A 19,269-nucleotide genomic window follows, 5' to 3' on the forward strand; every position below is an offset into this window, starting at 1 on the left:
AAGGTTATAACTTAATTGCTAGCGGCGTCTGCATCTTCAGGGAACCACTGTTTTAATAAAGCACGGGCATCTTGTAATTGGTTCTTCCAAGTGTCTTGGCCAATAACAATCGGTTTAAGTAAAATAACCAATTCTTTCTTTTGCACCGATTCACTTTTGCTCTTAAATAATGCGCCAACGATTGGGATATCACCAAAAAAAGGCGTTTTAGACTCTAGATCAACTTTACGGGTTTCAATCAGACCACCAATAACAACAATTTCACCTGATTTAGCGCGAATAATGGTGTCAGATTCACGCACACTGCTTTGTGCCAGCGGCAAGATAATATCTTGATCACTTAAGCGAATAGTTTTTGTTTGCTCATCGGTGATAGTTACCGAAGGGTGAACATGTAAAATAACTTCACCGTCTGCATCAATCTGTGGCGTTACATCAAGTGCAATACCAGAAAAGAAAGGTGTCAAATCAATTTCAGGCGTTGTGGTGGTTGAAGTGCCTGTGGTGGTGGTGCTAGAAACATCAGTAACAAAATACTCATCTTCACCGACTTTGATGATCGCTTTTTGATTGTTTGTCGCGGTAATTCTTGGACTAGAAAGTACCTGCACATTACCCTGTGTCGATAACAATTCAATCACGCCACTAAAGTCTTTATTCAGGAAACTTAAGTTAGTTATGCCACCAATGGTCGAAGCGATGGTATTGCCAGCAATATTACCCGATGTTGAAAAGCCAATATCAGTACTTTCAATATGCCCTAGTACTTGGTCCCACTTTACGCCTTGTTGGTAATCATCATTTAAGGTGACTTCCATTATTTTCGCTTCAATAATCACCTGACGGCGTAAGTGCTCTTCGGTTGTGGCAATGAAACGCTTAACTGCGGTTATCTCTGCAGGCATGGCTTTAATGGTGATTAGGCCGGCTTGTGGCGAGACAATGACAGATCGGCCATTTTCATTACCAACCAACGCGGTTAATGTTTCTTTTAATTCGGACCAAAAATCAGATTCATTTTCGGTAGAGATATTTACGCCACTGTTGCCACTACCGCTTTGGTTATTGCTACCGCTACCGCCGCCATTACTACCGCTATTACCGTTGTTACTGCCACTACTTGAATTACTACTGCTTGAGTCATTATCAGAAACACCACCAGAGTTGACACTAGTGCTAGAGATACCGCTACGTTTAACATACAAGTAGTCTAATGAAATAGTTTCCGTGCGAATACCGGCCGGATACACTTGAATAACCCGGCCTTCACGGCGAATGTCATAGCCATAGAGTGACTCAATCACGTCGAGAGTTTCGTCTAAGGTAACATTTTTTAAATTCAGGGTGATGGTACCGCTAACGTCAGGATGAACAGCGATACTGTAGGGTGAATCCTCAACAATAGCGGCTAAAAACTGCTCTGCGGCAACACCGCTGGCGGCAATTTCTAGACGTTTTTCTGCTAGTAAGCCATGACGGGCTTGCTGAATTTCTTTTTGCATTAGCTCTTGGCGAACAGCGTTTGGTAGGGCTTGTAGTGGTTTAGGCGCTGCTGGCTGGTTGCTTTGAGCAATAGCCTTGTCTAAGGCTTGTATGACGTCAGTTGGCGGTTTTGGTGTTGATTGACAGCTGGCAAGTAGCAGTATCACTGAACAAGATAACAATTTAATTGGGTATTTTTTATTTTTATATACTTTTTTCATTGTGAGTTCACTATGACACCGGAAAATAATGATAATTCCATTCTACCTTGTGGCGAATCTAATACCACCCCATTGGCATTGATTGCGATCAATGCAAAGCTTTTATATTTATCACCAACATTAAGTACTTGGCCATTAATAATCGCTTTTTTATTATTATTACTTTGGATAACTGACTGCAAAATTAACGTCGTGCTTTTTTCGCTACTATTAGCTGATGCCACTGCACCAAAAGGCTTAGTGGGATCAACTTGTTGACTATTTGCGTATTGAGGCAAAAATAATAGTAGTGCAACGAGGATGATTTTATACACCAATAAACTCCTGTGCTGTACTTAAGCTATAAATTTCAATTTCTAATTCACTGACCGGATAGGCTTTTAATTGATAATCAAATGCTTGCCAAAAAAATGTCCAAGACAAATTCTCTAATTGCGTTAAATAGTCTTTTAACTGAAAATATTGCCCTTGCAGCTTAATATTAATGCCATGACGATATAACCTTAATTGCGGACTCTGCGCCTTAATGGCTCCGGCTTTTGCTGTGGTTGTTTTATCGGCTGCATTATTAGCTTTATTTTGCGTTACCGCGCTGGCGGGCAGGACTTTAAATGAAAGTAATTTAACACCCTTTTGTAATTTTAGTAACTTGATTAGGGCATAACGCATTTGAATTGGGTCAATTAAATCTGAGGTTAACGTCAGCAGTCTCTTGTCAATACCGCCAAGTTTAGCTTGATATTGTAATAACTGTTTTCGCAAAGCAATATTTGGGTCTTCACTTAATCCTTGCTCTAATACTTGGATCGAGTTTTGAGTGTTTTTATTACTTTGCTGAGTTTGTACCACTTGCTTATTAAGCTGCTCGATACGCTGAATTGGCGTTTCCAAAAACAAGTTATACAAGATGAAAATTATTGCCACTAAACCGCTAGCAATAATTAGGTATTGCTCACGTGGTGTGCTATTACTAAATTTTTCGCTATAAACCAACCACTGTGCCATTGCGCTACTCTCCTTTACTTTGTGCAGAGCTAACGACAAACTCAGTTAATTTTTGTTCATTTTCGATTAAAGAAAAATTAATAAAGCGCTGACCTGAAAGAAATGTCGATGATTCAAAGCCAGACAACCAATTAGGTACGGCGTCAGGTGTCCGCGCGACCCCTGCAAAGGTCATATTACCATTGCCAATATTGACGCTTTGTAGGCTAATATCATTATCATGTAACGCTGCTAATTCTTCCATAGCCTTTGAAAAACCGGCACTATAGGTTTTTGTTGGATCGGTTAATTGTTGGTGTAAATGCTCTTTATTCGCAATCAGTAGCTTAATTGTATTGAGTTGCGCTAATAGCCCACTGTCTTGGCGATTATTACTGATGGCTGATTCTAATTTTTTTAACTGCAACTTTTGCTGACTATTGAACGATTTTTCCTTGGTAAATTGCGTTGTTAAGTTGCTCACTTGCCATTGCACAATAAAAATCAAGCCAAGCATAATAACTAAGGTAGCTGCCCACAGTGCCACAACACGCTTGAGTGTCAATAACGCTTTGACTGTTTGCAGGTCGGCCTGCAATAAGTTGATTGAATATTTAGCCACCTTGGTTTGGCTCCATAAAGTTTAACTGTGTTGCGCCAATAGCTACGGCGCTGCCTCGACAGCTCTCTAGCGTTGTTGGCATAGCAAACAGTTTTACCTCTACGTTGGTATTCTCCGCCAACTTACGAGCTAAAAATGCTTCTTGTTCCACAGGCAACAAGATTTCAATCGTTTTGATTGGCGCTTGTTTTAATTGGCGTTCAAAGTAATCGGTAGAACGTTGGATCTCTAAACTTAGCGAGTCAACAACACTCATAGTTAATTCATCTTCACTTTTATCAGCAATGTGTGCAAAACCACGCAAGCGGCGGCTAAAAAATAATTGGCCATTTTTAACAATTAACAAGTTTATTTCTTCATTAGCCTGCTGACAAACAAACAATACAGCATCTTGTTGCAATGGCAATAAGCTTGCAAAAGCAAACTCTTCAGTCGTAATACTAACCAAATCGAGCTGTTTATCATTAAAAATAGTGACCAGCGCCATCAACTCATTTTTAGCTACGCAAACCACATTAATTTTTTCATGTCCCCCCGCTAAGGTTGGACCGTCAAAATAATCCAACACCATATTTTCAGGTGCAATACTCACCAAATCTTTTATCTGCCATTTTAATGCCGCATTCATTTCAGCAATTGGCACATTAGGTCTATCTACTTGTACAATTTGTGAATGAGCGTGTGCCAACACCAAATGGCATTGTCCTGGCAATGATTCAACACTTACCAAAGTCTTTAGTGCTGCTGCAATTGAATTAGCTTTACTTTCAGCAACTTGACATTTACTTTCATCAGCTTTTCTGACGAAATAACCAATAGACTGCTGCCGCAACGCGACACCAATTAAATTAGTGGATTGTGCTTTTGAGAAAACATTTTTTATGCGTGTAATAAGTGACATTAAGCGATATTATTATTTTATTTGGCTTTAATCATAAAACTATTATCGCTGATTTTATTCTCGGTGCAAGTGTTTTCATTACTTCATGCCTTATAAAGGTAAAACAAGATACAAAATAAGATGCAAAATTTATGCCTACTTTATCAATTCTACAAGCTATTACTCATCCTATTTTTACTCAGCATAAAATAACCGTGCAAATTAAGCGTGACGATCAAATCCATGACATTATTTCTGGTAATAAATGGCGTAAACTTAAATACAACTTGCGCCATGCAAAGTCTATTGGCGCTCGTGGCGTTATAACTTTTGGTGGTTGTTTTTCTAATCATATTCATGCTTGCGCCTTCGCTTGCCAACAGCAGCAATTGCAGGCTATTGGCATTATTCGTGGCGAAGAGCACAATCAAGACAACTATACTTTAGCTTGGGCTAAACACTGGGCAATGCAGCTGTCTTTTGTCGACCGAAAAACCTATCGCCTACGCCATGAAGAGAGTTATTTACAACAGTTACAGCAGCAATACCCTGACCACGTTATTATTCCTGAAGGTGGCAGTAATGCGCTAGCATTAACTGGGGTCGCTGAAATTATTAATGAGCTAAAGCTACAAAGCGAGTTTGATACCATGATAACACCGGTTGGTAGTGGCGGTACGCTGGCTGGGCTTATTGTTGGCGATCAGTCGCAGCATAACTTACTAGGCATCGCGGTATTAAAACAGCAGGGCTATCTTGAAGATGAAGTAAAGGCGTTATTACCGCCCAACGATAAAGAGCAGCAAAACTGGCGAATAGCACATCAGTTTCATCGGGGTGGTTACGCTAAGTTTAGCCCACAAGATGCAGAAGAAATACGCAACTTTAGCAAAATAGTCGGTATTGATTTTGAGCCAGTTTATTCAGGAAAAATGATTTTAGCACTACTTGAACTTATCAAGTCTGGTTATTTCCCCGCGCATCATCGCATTGTGCTGCTGCATACAGGCGGGTTGCAAGGCCTAGCCGGTATGTTTGAACGTGGTTTACTTAATCCAGCGCAATGGCCTGCGCTACCTCTGCCAACGGCTCAGTAAAAAAATGACCTTGACCACCTTTTACCCCGAGTTGTAGTAAAGCACGCCACTCGGCTTGTTTTTCAACCCCTAAGGCATAAATTGGAATGTTTTTGGCGTCAGCTAAGGTTCTCAAACTTTGAATAAACACTTGGTTTTCTATTTTTTTATCTATGTCTATTACAATACTACGGTGTAATTTCATCGCATATATTGGATAGACATTAAGGTAGTGAGCACTGACAACATATTGGCCAACTTTGTCAGCAATTATTTTCACCCCTGCAGTGCTTAAAGCCGCTAACCTTGCTTGTAATTTTGACAAGTGATTAACTAACTGATATTCGCTAATTTCAATCATTAGCTGGTCTTTGACTTCAGGAAAGCTGCGCAATATTGCGAGGAACTTTTCAGTGAACCCGGCTGACAACAGCGAGTCTATTGAGAGATTAATACTACAGTTACTCTGTTGTGCTTTTTTGGCCGTTAACATACGACACACTTGCACTAGGATCAGTAGGTCTATTTCCACCATTAGCCCACACTTTTGCGCCATAGGAAAAAAAACCCGGGCGCTGATCAAGCTGCCATTTTTATCTTTAACTTTTGATAGCACTTCATGGTGTAACACTTTAGCACTATCACTGGCGATAACAGGCTGAAAAAAGATGACAAAACCATTGCCATTGATCGCTGCATTAAGCAATGTTCGCCATTTTAATGAGCCTTTTGCTTTGACTAAGGCTAACTCGCCCGCTTCAAACATAAAGCATTGGGAAGGTCCTTGTAATTGGGCCGCACGTAACGCCATATCGGCTTCTGACATGATTTGATAGGGTACTTGCTCAGCAACAAAATAACTCATGCCGATATGAACAAACTCTTCTTGATTAATCCCGACTGGCGTTACTACCGTTTGTAAGTTTTTTAATAATAGCTCGGCTAATTTCTCAGCATCCTCAATGAAAATATTAGGTAATAACACCGATAACTCATCAAGGCTGTGCCGCGCCAGGAAGTAGCCTGGCTGGTCTTGTAATCTTTGCTTGGTGATTTGAATAAGTGTTAATAAAAGTGATATTGCTTGCTGATAGCCATATAAATTTTGTACCAATTCTATGGCTTTAAATTGGATCAAAAGCACCGCACCTTGAGCATCTTCCTCTTTAAGAAGCGCTTGTAATCTATTATCAAAAAATGCTCGGTTGCCAATGCCGGTTTCTTGATCTAGTAAAGCGCTAGCTCGAATACTTTTATCCCAAGCAATATCACTAGCGGCATTGTCCTTGATTTGTTGCTGTAATTGACGAATTGCCAAGGTGATAGCTTCAATCTCTTGCGATGAATCATCAACAACAAGCTCGTTAGCCAAACCCTGCATTAGAGTTAGACTCGCCCAGCTTTCCAGTTGCTGTAAAGGTTTTAGCTTGATTGCTAGCTGTCGTTGTAATTTTTTTTGCATTAGTAAGCCACTGACGAATAATATCAGTGTGAAAAACAGCAGTAGTGGCGAGGTAAACACCAGATAAATCGGCTCTTGAAAACTTAGATACCAGCGGCTATTAGTAATAGCTAACTGACGGGATCCGCTGGTTTTAACTAGAACTAGTCGAGCAAAGCTGTGGTTCAATAAAGCGGTTTCACTGGCGATACTTTCTAATTGCTGGTTATTGAGAGCTAATGCTTCTAGGGTATGGTGTTGGCTATTCTGCGCTTGATAAACCGCTAGCACCGAAAAAAAACCAACCAATAGATAAAGTACTGCCATTATCGTAAACAGGGATTTTATCTTGAGTTGTTCTATGAGTTTAACCTTTGCTAACATAAGCACTCCATTGCTAAATAAATCGTTTTTTAAGAGCCACTTAACAACATCCTTTTGAACTATCGAATTCTATCAATCAAATTGCTATAAGTTAATTGTAGACCATAAATAAAGCAATATATTTTTAATTGTTCGTTGATAAGTGTTTCTTTAAACTGTTTATTTTCATGGCAGTAAAACATTTTCCAGCACTTTTATTAACAGGCCATTGCCTCTAGCCGATGACTAAACACCTGATATGATAGCCATAAAAAAACCCTGAATTCATGACGAATTCAGGGTTTTCAATAGATGATTACTTAGAGCAATTAAGCTTGAGCAATAACAACAACTTTAATTGTTGCATCTACATCGTTATGCACGTGAATTACGATATCGAATTCACCTGTTTCACGGATGCTACCTAGTGGTAAACGTACTTCAGCTTTAACAACTTTAACACCAGCTTCAGTGATTGCATCAGCAATATCACGCGTACCAATTGAACCAAATAATTTACCTTCATCACCGGCTTTAGAAGCGATAGTGATTTCAGCTAATTCAGTTAATTTAGTCGCACGTGCTTGTGCAGCAGTTAGTTGCTCAGCTAGTTTAGTCTCTAAGTCAGCACGACGAGCTTCAAAGTGCTCAACGTTTGCTTTAGAGGCAAAAACAGCTTTACCCTTAGGTAGTAAAAAGTTACGAGCGTAACCAGATTTAACAGTTACCTTGTCACCAAGACCGCCTAATTTGGCGATTTTATCAAGAAGTATTACTTCCATTTTCAAAACCCCTTATTAGGTTACTTATGTAAATCAGTATATGGTAATAATGCTAAGTAACGAGCACGCTTGATCGCACGACCAAGTTGACGTTGATATTTAGCACTTGTACCCGTAATACGGCTAGGAACAATTTTACCACTTTCAGTGATATAGTTTTTTAGTACAGCTGTATCTTTATAATCGATTGCAGCAGCACCTTCCGCTGAAAAGCGGCAGAACTTGCGACGTCTAAAAAAACGAGACATGGATTTCTCCTAAATTGGCTTATTTTATTAAGGTGAAAACACCGTTAAATAAAAATAGCCTAAATTAAATCATTTCAATTTGTTGGGCATGTAATACTAAAAGCGGATTTCCGTTTCTAGATTCATGACGGTTTATAAAACCAGTCACTCTAACATTACAGCCTTCAATTAAATCACGAGTTAAGTGTTGTGACACTTTACCTGTTGCAACAACTTGTATTCGAACAAACGCTTGTCTGTTCATGCCGGCTTCATTTTGTATGGACTTGTGATCCATTGAAAACTGACAATGTTGAATACCCGCTGGGCTTGTTGACGTTTTAGGGGCTTTTAGCACCTGTCCGGTCAACACTAAGCAATTCTCTTGGCTACTATTCATAGGAAGTTGTAGAAAGAGAGTCGGTCACAGGTTACTTATTCTTCGCTCGCAGCTTCTTCTGCTTTTGGTGCTTCAGCAACTGGTGCTTCAACATCTGATGCTTCAGTAGCTGGTGCTTCAGTAACCTCTTTCTTCACTTCGCGACGCTCATCACGACGGTCTTCTTTAGCAACAGCCATAGCTGAAGCTTCAGTAACCGCGTCTTTAGTGCGCATAATCATGTTACGAATAACTACATCGTTGTAACGGAAAGAAGTTTCTAATTCATCAATAGCTGCTTGCGGCGCTTCAATGTTAATTAAAACATAGTGTGCTTTGTGCAATTTATTGATTGGGTAAGCTAATTGGCGACGGCCCCAGTCTTCAAGACGGTGGATTTTGCCTTCAGCATTAGTGACGATGTCACTGTAACGCTGAATCATAGCTGGTACTTGTTCACTCTGATCAGGGTGAACCATAAATACGATTTCGTAATGACGCATTACGAGCTCCTTACGGTTGTAGCCTCATTGTCTGGCTCAGCCAACACCAGTTGAGGCAAGGAACAAAAGTTCAGGCTGAATTAAGGATGCGTATTGTAGGGAAAATGAGCAAAAAAGGCAAGAAGATGCTGTATATAGTTTTTATATTTAATTTTAAACTTAAAATTCATTAACTTGGGTGAGTTTAGAGAGATATAGCACGGGGCTAACAGAGGCAAAAACTAGCCGATTCAAAGGCTAGTTTTACCCATGGCGAGCGTATGTTTGAAGAATGTTCATGCTATTACACTTAAGAGGCATACAATAATGGCGAAATAAAAACTAGCCAACATGAACTAACTAGCAAAAAAATATTTATCCTTGTGAGACATCAACTTAGACAAAAACAATTTAAGCTAAATTTATCGAGAAAAAAATAAATTTAGCTTAAAATTAATACTCAATGCGTTAAACGGTTAAACGTTGTCGGACAATCTCAAATAAACAAATGCCGGTTGCTACCGAGACATTTAAGCTAGAAACGCTACCTGCCATAGGTAACTTAACTAATTGGTCACAATTCTCGCGAGTTAAACGCCGCATGCCTTTGCCTTCTGCGCCCATCACTAATGCCATGGGCCCTGCCAATTTGACATCATAAAGACAAGTCTCAGTTTCGCCCGCGGTGCCAATAATCCACACACCGCTTTGTTGTAAGGCTTTCATGGTTCTTGATAAATTGGTCACTTGCACTAAAGGTACTGCTTCTGCTGCACCAACCGCAACTTTTCGCACGATTGCGCTTAAGCGAGCGGCGTTATCTTTGGGTACAATAATCGCTTGTACACCAGCAGCATCGGCATTGCGTAAACAGGCGCCTAAGTTATGTGGGTCAGTCACGCCATCTAAAATCAATAAAAATGGCGGCTGTTCTTTAGCTTCAGCCTCAGCAAGAATGTCATCTAAATCAGCTTCAGTGAAGACTTTTCCTGGTTTAACCCGTGCGACAACACCTTGGTGCTGATCGCCTTCACTTTTATCATCGAGTACTTTACGGCTCGCCATTTGTGCAGGTATACCGTATTGCTGCGCTAAGTTAATAATTGGCATTAGGCGGTCGTCTTCACGACCTTTAAGTAGCCATAACTCAATAAATCTTTCAGGTGCATTTTCAATCAAAGCTTTTACAGCATGAATGCCAAATACTAATTCTTCTTGCTTTGCCATAAACTTATTTCTTTCTCTATGAATTAACTACATTAAAAGCTTGGCTGCATTGCGTTTGCTAACACAGCTACCGGCTAAAACCAATATGACTAATCGTCTGTTTTACGGGCATTTTTACCTGGACGTTTTTTTCTCGCCTTGCGCTTTTTAGCTTTAGTCGTGGTTTTGTCACTGGCTTTATCATCAGGGCTAGCTGACTTTTTATTTGGCTGAGCTTGTTGGTCTTGTTCCTTGGCCTTGCCAGCAGAGCCTTTGCCGCGTTTATGTTTATCGCTGCTTTTGCTTTTTGATGCCGGTTTAGCCCGTTTGATCACGGTGTTTTCACCCGCTAAGGCTAAATCAATTTTTTTCTCATCAAGATTAACCGCAGCAACTTGCACTTGCACGGTATCGCCGATGCGATACTTAGCGCCAGTATTTTCACCGGTTAAGCACATGCGTACATCATCAAAGTGATAATAGTCATGACCTAACGAGGTAATATGCACTAAGCCTTCAATATGTAAGTCGGCTAAGCGAATAAATAAACCAAAGTTAGTGACTGTTGAGATCACGCCAGTAAAGGTATCACCGACATGATCTTGCATATATTCACATTTTAGCCAATCAGCAACATCACGCGTGGCGTCATCAGCACGGCGTTCGGTCATTGAACAATGCTCACCCAGCTCTATAACTGCTTCAGGGGTATAACTATGTGCGCCAGCATTAGCTTTATGTTGCGCTTGCTCATCCAAAATGGCTTTAATCACACGATGCACCACTAAATCGGGATAACGACGTATCGGCGAAGTAAAGTGGCTGTACGACGGCAATGCTAAGCCAAAGTGCCCGATGTTCTCGCTTTGATAAACCGCTTGGCGCATTGAGCGCAAAAGCATGGTTTGAATCAGCTCTTGATCTGGGCGGCCAGCAATTTTCTCTAAAATATGGCAATAGTCCATTGGCTCAGGTTGCGCTTTGCGTTCTCCCATCGAAGACAAATCAAGCCCAAGTTCGTTTACATAACTGAGAAAATTATTATATTTGTCTTCGCTAGGTTTATCATGGACACGAAACAAGCCTGGTTTTTTATATTTTTCAATAAACTCTGCGGTCGCAACATTGGCTAAAATCATGCACTCTTCAATGATTTTATGTGCGTCGTTGCGCACCATTGCTACAATAGATTCTATTTTTCTCTCACTGTTAAAGAGAAACTGCGATTCTGTGGTTTCAAAGGCAATAGCGCCACGTTTAGCACGAGCAGCCGCTAACACGTGATACATGGTATTAAGGTTTTCTAAATCGGGGATCAAGGCTTGGTATTCTGTTCGCAGCTCCGTGCGATAGTCTTCATCTTTTTGCTCTGGGTTTACCCCTAAAATGGTCGCCACTTTACTATAAGTGAAACGCGCTTTAGAGCGCATCACGGCAGGGTAAAATTTAGATGCCGATAAATCTCCTGAGGCACTAATGGTCATTTCACAAACCATACAAAGGCGATCAACATCTGGGTTTAATGAACATAGGCCATTAGAGAGTTTTTCCGGCAACATAGGAATAACTTGGCTCGGAAAATACACCGAATTACCACGAGAAATAGCTTCTTCATCTAAGGCAGTTTTATTACGCACATAATAGCTAACATCGGCTATAGCGACCCATAAGGTCCAGCCGCCAGCAGCATTGGGTTGGCAATAAACCGCATCGTCAAAGTCGCGGGCGTCTTCGCCATCAATGGTGACCAGTGGTAAATCACGTAGATCTACTCTTGGCGCTTTTGCTGATTCTTCAACTTCATCAGCAATACCGCTAACTTGGGCAATCACTTCAGCAGAAAACTGACTCGGCAAGTCATGTTCGCGCAAGGCAATTTCAATTTCCATACCTGGTGCCATGTGTTCACCGAGCACTTCGATCACTTCACCAACGGCGTTAGAGCGCTTGGTAGGCCCTTTAATAATGTTAACGACCACCACTTCGCCATGGCGAGCACCTAACTTTTTATCCGGTTGGATCAAAATCTCTTGCTGAATACGGGCGTCATCCGGTATTACGCAGGCAATATGATGATCAATAAAAAATCGACCCACAACACCAGCGGTCCGAGGTGTAATAACATCGAGTATTTTGACTTCTTTACGGCCTTTACGATCGGAGCGGTCAAGCAATATCGCTTCAGCAATATCACCATGGATAACACGTTTCATTTCATAAGAAGAAATATAGAAATCTTTGTCACCATTGTCTGGAGAGAAAAAACCAAAACCATCACGATGACCAATAATTTTGCCGATTAAGACATCACTACGCTTTGCTATGGCATATTGCTTAAATTTATTAAAGACAATTTGACCACTGTTTTCCATGGCACGTAATCGATGTTTCACTCCCACTAACATGTCGTCATCAGTATATTGCAATTGGCTCACAAGGGCTTTAAACGTCGGTGGGATGTTTGATTTTTCGATCAGAGACAATAGCAGCTCACGGCTCGCTACTGGCTTGTCATATTTGTCAGCTTCTCGCTGTTGGTGTGGGTCGTTTTTGGTCACATTTATTCAATAATGGTTTTTTCTTCAGTATATCGTAGATTAACTATATACCCAAGCCACTTCAATGTGCAGGCTTGTGCTGCCTATTGAGGTGGTTAAAAGCTAGCGAGATAAAACTTGCAGCATTAACAAAACACACTTTATCGACTTGAGCGCTTAATACTGGCCATTTTTGGCGGCATTAACCACCCGTTCAGGCATTTTTTCCGTTAGTTTTACTAAATGTTGAGCGATAACTTTATGGACTTTTTTATCATCAGTAACTGCTTGATGTAATTGCGTGTATAGCTGAGGGAAATCCAACGGGCTGCCGTGACCCGCTAAATACAAATCTGCTAATCTAAGCTGTGCTTTTATGTTATTCAATGCTGCGGACTCTTTAAGAAAAGTCATAGCTTGCTTAATATCTACTTGCACGAATTTACCCATATGATAGTAACGACCCATTTGCTCTAATGCTTCAGATAACCCCTGATCGGCTGCCGCTTGCATGTAATGTAAACCCAAAGACACATCTTTTTTTATACAAACACCATAGGCGAGCATATCGCCCCAAAGAAACTGATATCCCGGCATTTCAGCCTTTATCGCTCGCGCTTCAATATCTTGCACCAATTGACAATCATCAATAACCACTCGGCTTAGGTGCTTGTTTTCTTTTATCAAATCAAGCAAGACGTTATCACTATAAATTTGCACAGCCCTCAATTCAGCAGCAGAGGCGCTAATGACAGGGGTTATTGTCAATAACATCGCGATAAGTAGTTTTTGCATAATACCTCTTTGCACAAGTTGTAATTCAGAGTCAGATTCAGGGGTGATTCAAAGTGTAATACCAATCCCATTAAGTTATTGCTCACTTGTACTAGTTAAAATAGCTCAGGGCTGTGTTGCTCTCAATCCCAATAGCCAGCTATTGCTCAATCGAGCGCCTTACCTTGAGTTATTTTTCCTGCGCACAACAAGATCACAAACTTAATGGAACTGGTATTATATCGACCGTTAGCATAAATAACTTAGTAAACAGCTAATAATATTTTTTTAACACTTGAGCTAAGTTACTTTTAATTAGCTAACGAACTTAACAGGTTTAACTTTAAGTAAGTAAGTGTTTTTTTGCTTAGAAGCTTGATAAAGGTTAACAAAGGACAAACCGCAATAGTAAGCAATTGAATCTTGCATTCAATTGCTGATACCCAACTGTAATTTGCCCGTGTTATAACAAAAACTGAATTCGTTTACCCAAGGGCTAACTTATCCCCATTGAAATGCTCTACTTTCTAAAATCGACCATAGCTTGTGCAGCAAAGTAAGCATACATGGTATAAATGGCGGTATTGACCTTTAGGGCTTCAGGCTCAACTTTGTCTAAAGTATCGTTTTCAGTATGGTGGTAATCGAAGTAATTAGAGCCGTCTGGTGCAAAGTTAATACTTGGCATACCTTCGTCACTTAACGCACTCATATCCGATTGCCCTTTAGCATTGTTTTCTGGTGCCAGGGCGACACCCATTGGCGCTAAATATTGGGCTAATTCACGAATCGCATTGAGCGATTGTGCACCAACACCTGGGGTCATTTTATATATACGCCCGATACCAAAATCCCACTCAGCGCCAATAACATGCGCCGCCATATCGTCTTTATGGTCTTTAACATATTGCTTTGCACCCAATAAGCCGACTTCTTCAGCAGCGAATAAAATAACCCGAATGCTGCGTTTTGGACGTTCAGGCAATTGCCCAATGTGATGCGCCGCCGCCATGACCATACCAATACCTAAACCATCATCTAATGCGCCAGTTCCTACATCCCAACTGTCTAGATGAGCACCTAATGCGACAATTTCTTCTGGAAATTCACTACCAGTAAACTCGCCAATAACATTGGCCGACGTTGCCACAACTTCAGCTTTAGTTCTAGCCGTCATCTTCAAATACATACTAACGGCTTCGCCACGCTTAAGTTGATTAACTAATAAATCAGCATCAGGGTTTGATAAGGCAGCCGCTGGAATTTGTTTAACTTTATCTTTATAACGCATTACCCCAGTATGAGCGATACGGTTATTGTCTGTTCCTACTGAGCGCATCACTAATGCTGAAGCGCCTTTTTGTGCAGCGACAACAGCGCCATTAACGCGTGTGGCTACCGCAGGACCATAGCCGTTGCCGTCAATATGACGCTCCATTTGATAGGAAACAAAAGCTATTTGACCATTAAGACTATTGTCTGGTGCTGCTTTTAAATCAGCAAAAGTTTCGAAATGAGCTATATTAGCTGTCAAACCTGTTTTAACCGTACCTATGCTGCCACCGAGTGCTAAAACGACTAGGTCATGGGGATACGGTGCAACAATACGTGCTTTTGCCTCGCCACGTAACCAATAGCTGCCGGTGACTTCTTCGGTCCATACTTTATCAAAACCTAAGGCTTTCATTTTATTAACCGCCCATACTATCGATTTTTTATCCCCTGTTGAGCCCATCATGCGATGACCTACTTCGGTGGTTAATGACTCGATTAATTGGTAGGATAAATCTGATTGTAATGCCGTTGCTTTTAGCTGGTTTAATTGCGCTTGTTGGTCGGTGTTTAGTTGCTGTGCGCCAGTAATAAAGCTAGCTGCACTTATTAACATTGCTAGACAAGTACCCGCTATAAATTTTGTTTTTGGGATCATGTTTTTCCTTAACTCTATTATTTTTCGATTGATTAATTCATTCATTGTTATTATACCAATTGATACTAAGTATCTATAAAAGGTAATTCACTTGCAATCACTTCGCCTGATTTTGACCATATCACCGATAATAAACCTTCGGTAACTGTAAAGATAAACTGCCCTTTATCATTGAAAAGTCATTGCAAAAAAACCTATAGTTTATAACTGCAGGCTTTCAATATAGCATGAGATTTTTATACGGCTATAACTGGGTATTCGTAGTTTTTCACCCCCGCCAAACTGAAGATCAAAAAAGCCGACATGAGTCGGCTTTTATTTACCAGCGATAGCGATTAAATCGAGAAAGAAGAACCACAACCACAAGTTGTACTAGCATTTGGATTGTTTACCAAGAAACGACTCCCTTCCAAGCCTTCAGTATAATCAACTTCGCCGTCAACTAAATACTGTAAGCTCATGGGGTCAATCACCATGGTAACGCCTTTTTTGACTATGGTCATATCGCCGTCATTGACTTTTTCGTCAAAGGTAAAACCATACTGAAATCCTGAGCAGCCGCCGCCTGTAACGTAGACACGCAATTTCAAGTCTGGGTTTTCTTCTTCCGTGATCAACGACAATACTTTGGTCGCTGCCGCGTCGGAAAATTTAATAGGTAATTCAGTATTTGACATATAACTCAACTTAAAACGGATGAACTAGGGTAATTATCTTAAACTTGACTGTTTTAGTCAAGTATTATGGCGAACTCTGGGTAATATTATCAATACTTTTTAGCCATGGATAACTATGATCGATGCGATTATATTTTTGCCATCTGCTTTTTGGCAATATTGCTGCCACATTGATGGTTTCAGGAACAAAGTTTTCTGGTAAGGTTAAGTCACCACTTACCGTTTGGAAATATTGAAAACTAAAGGATAAGTCGTCCTTGTTTACTGTCGACAGATCCGACAAGGCGATACTAGTCGGCTGATCGTTTAAACTCCCGATAATAGTTACTTCAATAAAACCTTTGGCATAACGTCTGCGTAATAGTTGTTGCACCAACACCACTTGAAAACGGTAATGGCCAGGACTGGTGGTTTTTGTTAAGTTCAAACTGTCAATAATTAGACCATTTGCTTGTTTCTCAGGCGCCATAACTTTTTCATAAAAAGCGAGTTCTTTTTTAACTTGAAAGTGTTCTTGTTCAATCAATTTTAAGGTTTGTTGACTACGTGCATTGGTCATGCGTTCGACTTCAAGCTCAACTTCTAAGGTATTGATGCGTTGAGTCTTCTGAACTAATTGTTGGTAAGTAAAATCTAAGCGAGCTTTTTGCTGTGCTAAAATCTGAGTCTGATAGCCATGATAAAAATTACCTAGGCGATAGCCACAAAATAATACTATGGCAATAATGGCCAGTAGTAAAATTGCTGAACTAAAGCTTCCTAAGCGCATAATTACAGTGCGGAAATTTATTTTTGCTAACCAGTTCATTTGAAGAGTATGATGATATCCAGCATGTCGGTAAATATAGCCAATAAAAACAACTCAATATGAAGACAATAACCCAACTAAAAAAGCGCCTAGCTGTGCCGCAAACATCATGGCAACTTTGTTTATTAGCCGCTATTGGTGGTTTTGCATCGGCGCTGTTAGTTGTACTATTTATTTTTGCCATTGAAGGCATTCAGTTATTTTTTCTGCCTGAAAAAGAAGATTATAACAGCATAAGCGCTTTAAGTCGTTTTCAATTACCTATTATTGGTGCTGTGGTGATTCTTTTATTTGCCTGGCTAACCGGTTACAAGTATATCCGCAGCGGCATTCCCTTTGTCTTGCATCGCTTAAAAGTTGCCAATGGCGTAATGCCCTTTCGTAACACGGTTAATCAATTTATCGGTAGTGCAGTGGCTCTTGCTGCCGGTTTTTCAGTAGGTAGAGAAGGGCCAGCGGTGCATTTAGGCGCCGCCTGTAGCAGTTATATTGGCAACAAGTTAAATTTACCTTATAACGCAATTCGTAGCTTAAGTGCTTGCGGCATTGCTGCTGGTATTGCCGCTTGTTTTAATACCCCAATAGCCGCGGTTTTGTTTGTTATGGAGGTTATTTTACGCGAGTATAAAGTCCATATTTTTATTCCAGTAATGATTGCGGCTCTGGTTGGTTCGATGACCACGAGTCATATTTTTGGTCTCAACCATGAGTTTGGCCATTTTACCGCCATTACTTTAAACATTGACCATTACCTTGCTTTGGCTTTACTCGGTATGGTGCTGGGTGTTTTCGCCTTTATTTTTAATCACAATTTAATATTAGTCATCAAACACAGTGCTCGTTTTCATCTTGTGCCAAGAATACTTACCGCGGCGTTAATTACTGGCTGCTTTGGTTATGCGATGCCTTATGTGATGGGAACTGATTTAAGTGCGATTAATTTTTCTTTGCAAAATAATCTTGAGTTGCAACTACTACTGGGTTTATTAGCCGCAAAAGTACTGATGACCATTTTTGCACTTGGCTTAGGCATACCCGGCGGTATTATTGGCCCTATTCTCGGTATTGGCGCCATTGCAGGTACCTGCGGCTCGGTGATCGCAAGCTATTTTATCAACGGTGATATTTCTGCCAGTGACTTTGCACTGATGGGCATGGCCGGTTTTATGGCTGCCACGCTCAATGCCCCCTTAGCAGCATTGCTTTGTGTGGTGGAAATGTCTAATCAAATAGAAATTATGGTCCCTGCCATGATTGTTATCACCAGTGCTTGTGTGTTTTCTGGACAATTTTTTGGTAATCGTTCGATTTTTATTATGCAATTGGAAATTCAGGGCTTACCCTACCGCCAACCACCACTTGAAAAATTTTTACAACATATTGGGGTCATTGGCGTAATGGATGAGAACATCACGCTGTTGCAACAAGTCGATGACAAGACTATTACCAAAGCATTATCAGAGCAAAAACCACAAGATAATGTTATTCACCGAATCATGCAGCCTGATGAAAAGACACAATTTATTTTTTATCAGCAGAGTATGACTAAAATAGACGCTAAGCCTACGCTAGCAAAGCACAGGCTAATGCCACTTTCTAGCCAATCAACACTAGCTGAAGCTTATTTACTGCTGGTCAAAGATAGAACTGGCGGTATTTATATATATCAAGATAATCCAAATGAAATTATAGGTATAATAACCTTTGATTATATTAGCTCTTATTTATTAAAAGGAAAAACTGACTGATGGTTACCCTTCTCTGGCTTAAGGCATTTCATGTTTTTTTTATGGTTGCATGGTTTGCCGGTATCTTTTATTTACCGCGCATTTTTGTTAATCACGCCGAATCAAGTGAGCCTCTTGTACACCAACAGCTTAAAGGTATGGAACGACGATTACTTTATTTTGTTACCCCCTTTGCCATCTTGACAGTTTTATTAGGTATTGCCATTATTTATCAATATGGCTATCCATGGTTTGTTGCTGCTAAATGGTTACATGTAAAAATAGCCTTGGTGCTGTTATTAGTCATTTATCATGGTTACTGCTTTAAATTAGTCAAAACATTTGCCGCTGATAAAAATAGTCGTTCTGGCAAGTTTTATCGGTTTTTCAACGAAGTGCCTGTCATTATCTTACTGATTGTCATTTTGCTAGTTTACATAAAACCTTTTTAAGCTTGGTATATTAAGCTTTTGGTTACGGCACATTTTATGCCGAAGCGGATGAAGGCGCCAAGCTTGTACTTTATCGACGTTGACGGATGTAATTATACCAGTTCCATTAAGTTTGTGATCTTGTTGTGCGCAGGAAAAATAACTCAAGGTAAGGCGCTCGATTGAGCAATAGCTGGCTATTGGGATTGAGAGCAACACAGCCTTGAGCTATTTTAACTA

The 19,269-nt window shown here is 40.3% G+C and carries 19 protein-coding genes; 3 read left to right on the forward strand and 16 right to left on the reverse strand.

From position 1 onward, the window contains the following. Positions 1-11 precede the first annotated feature (11 nt). From mshL to ESZ39_RS07510, 5 genes are read right to left on the reverse strand one after another with little or no spacing between them, the layout of a single operon-like run. Positions 12-1,703, reverse strand: a complete 1,692-nt coding sequence (gene mshL / locus ESZ39_RS07490) for a pilus (MSHA type) biogenesis protein MshL (RefSeq protein ID WP_146879292.1) — start codon at positions 1,701-1,703, stop codon at positions 12-14. Then, a complete protein-coding gene (locus tag ESZ39_RS07495; protein WP_146879293.1) occupies positions 1,700-2,017 on the reverse strand; it encodes a hypothetical protein in 318 nt (105 codons plus the stop codon). The genes mshL and ESZ39_RS07495 overlap by 4 nt, the downstream gene beginning before the upstream one ends. Next, positions 2,010-2,708, reverse strand: coding sequence for a type II secretion system protein GspM (locus ESZ39_RS07500; protein ID WP_146879294.1), 699 nt, complete (start codon positions 2,706-2,708; stop codon positions 2,010-2,012). The genes ESZ39_RS07495 and ESZ39_RS07500 overlap by 8 nt, the downstream gene beginning before the upstream one ends. 4 nt (positions 2,709-2,712) lie before the next feature. Then, positions 2,713-3,309, reverse strand: coding sequence for a PilN domain-containing protein (locus ESZ39_RS07505; protein ID WP_146879295.1), 597 nt, complete (start codon positions 3,307-3,309; stop codon positions 2,713-2,715). Further along, positions 3,302-4,210: a hypothetical protein gene (locus tag ESZ39_RS07510; protein ID WP_146879296.1), complete on the reverse strand. Its 909-nt coding sequence runs from the start codon at positions 4,208-4,210 to the stop codon at positions 3,302-3,304. The genes ESZ39_RS07505 and ESZ39_RS07510 overlap by 8 nt, the downstream gene beginning before the upstream one ends. Before the next feature lie 131 nt (positions 4,211-4,341). Here ESZ39_RS07510 and ESZ39_RS07515 point away from each other — a divergent pair, with 131 nt between their 5' ends. After that, positions 4,342-5,286 carry a 1-aminocyclopropane-1-carboxylate deaminase/D-cysteine desulfhydrase gene (locus ESZ39_RS07515; RefSeq protein ID WP_146879297.1) on the forward strand — a complete coding sequence of 315 codons (945 nt, stop codon included), beginning with the start codon at positions 4,342-4,344 and terminating at the stop codon, positions 5,284-5,286. On the opposite strand, the gene ESZ39_RS07520 is transcribed toward ESZ39_RS07515, so the two are convergent. From ESZ39_RS07520 to ESZ39_RS07570, 11 genes are all read right to left on the reverse strand, one after another. Continuing rightward, on the reverse strand, positions 5,240-7,090 hold the full coding sequence (locus ESZ39_RS07520) for an EAL domain-containing protein (RefSeq protein WP_146879298.1): 1,851 nt from the start codon (positions 7,088-7,090) through the stop codon (positions 5,240-5,242). The genes ESZ39_RS07515 and ESZ39_RS07520 overlap by 47 nt on opposite strands. A gap of 308 nt (positions 7,091-7,398) precedes the next feature. Then, on the reverse strand, positions 7,399-7,851 hold the full coding sequence (gene rplI, locus ESZ39_RS07525) for a 50S ribosomal protein L9 (RefSeq protein WP_146879299.1): 453 nt from the start codon (positions 7,849-7,851) through the stop codon (positions 7,399-7,401). 20 nt (positions 7,852-7,871) lie between these two features. After that, positions 7,872-8,099 carry a 30S ribosomal protein S18 gene (rpsR, locus tag ESZ39_RS07530; protein ID WP_077283912.1) on the reverse strand — a complete coding sequence of 76 codons (228 nt, stop codon included), beginning with the start codon at positions 8,097-8,099 and terminating at the stop codon, positions 7,872-7,874. Positions 8,100-8,163: 64 nt separating this feature from the next. Continuing rightward, on the reverse strand, positions 8,164-8,478 hold the full coding sequence (gene priB, locus ESZ39_RS07535) for a primosomal replication protein N (protein ID WP_146879300.1): 315 nt from the start codon (positions 8,476-8,478) through the stop codon (positions 8,164-8,166). 35 nt (positions 8,479-8,513) lie between these two features. Further along, positions 8,514-8,960 (reverse strand): 30S ribosomal protein S6, encoded by a 447-nt coding sequence (rpsF, locus tag ESZ39_RS07540; protein WP_146879301.1) that lies wholly within the window; start codon positions 8,958-8,960, stop codon positions 8,514-8,516. Between the two features lie 447 nt (positions 8,961-9,407). Continuing rightward, entirely contained in the window at positions 9,408-10,166 is a 759-nt protein-coding gene (gene rlmB, locus ESZ39_RS07545; protein WP_146879302.1) for a 23S rRNA (guanosine(2251)-2'-O)-methyltransferase RlmB, read from the reverse strand. Positions 10,167-10,255: 89 nt separating this feature from the next. Continuing rightward, complete coding sequence (gene rnr / locus ESZ39_RS07550; protein WP_146879303.1) at positions 10,256-12,703, reverse strand: ribonuclease R; 2,448 nt, start codon at positions 12,701-12,703, stop codon at positions 10,256-10,258. Positions 12,704-12,859: 156 nt separating this feature from the next. Next, positions 12,860-13,477 carry a tetratricopeptide repeat protein gene (locus ESZ39_RS07555; RefSeq protein WP_146879304.1) on the reverse strand — a complete coding sequence of 206 codons (618 nt, stop codon included), beginning with the start codon at positions 13,475-13,477 and terminating at the stop codon, positions 12,860-12,862. 499 nt (positions 13,478-13,976) lie between these two features. Beyond that, positions 13,977-15,386, reverse strand: a complete 1,410-nt coding sequence (locus ESZ39_RS07560; protein WP_191321722.1) for a M20/M25/M40 family metallo-hydrolase — start codon at positions 15,384-15,386, stop codon at positions 13,977-13,979. A gap of 335 nt (positions 15,387-15,721) precedes the next feature. Continuing rightward, positions 15,722-16,063 (reverse strand): iron-sulfur cluster insertion protein ErpA, encoded by a 342-nt coding sequence (erpA, locus tag ESZ39_RS07565; RefSeq protein ID WP_146879306.1) that lies wholly within the window; start codon positions 16,061-16,063, stop codon positions 15,722-15,724. A 64-nt stretch (positions 16,064-16,127) separates the two neighbouring features. Then, positions 16,128-16,871, reverse strand: a complete 744-nt coding sequence (locus ESZ39_RS07570) for a DUF6776 family protein (RefSeq protein ID WP_146879307.1) — start codon at positions 16,869-16,871, stop codon at positions 16,128-16,130. Between the two features lie 59 nt (positions 16,872-16,930). Here ESZ39_RS07570 and ESZ39_RS07575 point away from each other — a divergent pair, with 59 nt between their 5' ends. Together ESZ39_RS07575 and ESZ39_RS07580 are read left to right on the forward strand one after the other, a co-directional pair. Then, positions 16,931-18,619, forward strand: a complete 1,689-nt coding sequence (locus ESZ39_RS07575; RefSeq protein WP_146879308.1) for a chloride channel protein — start codon at positions 16,931-16,933, stop codon at positions 18,617-18,619. After that, a complete protein-coding gene (locus ESZ39_RS07580) occupies positions 18,619-19,050 on the forward strand; it encodes a CopD family protein (RefSeq protein ID WP_146879309.1) in 432 nt (143 codons plus the stop codon). Before ESZ39_RS07575 ends, ESZ39_RS07580 begins: the two co-directional genes overlap by 1 nt. The last annotated feature ends 219 nt before the right edge of the window (positions 19,051-19,269 follow it).

The organism is Colwellia sp. C1TZA3 (assembly GCF_007954265.1).
Classification (GTDB): Bacteria; Pseudomonadota; Gammaproteobacteria; order Enterobacterales; family Alteromonadaceae; genus Cognaticolwellia.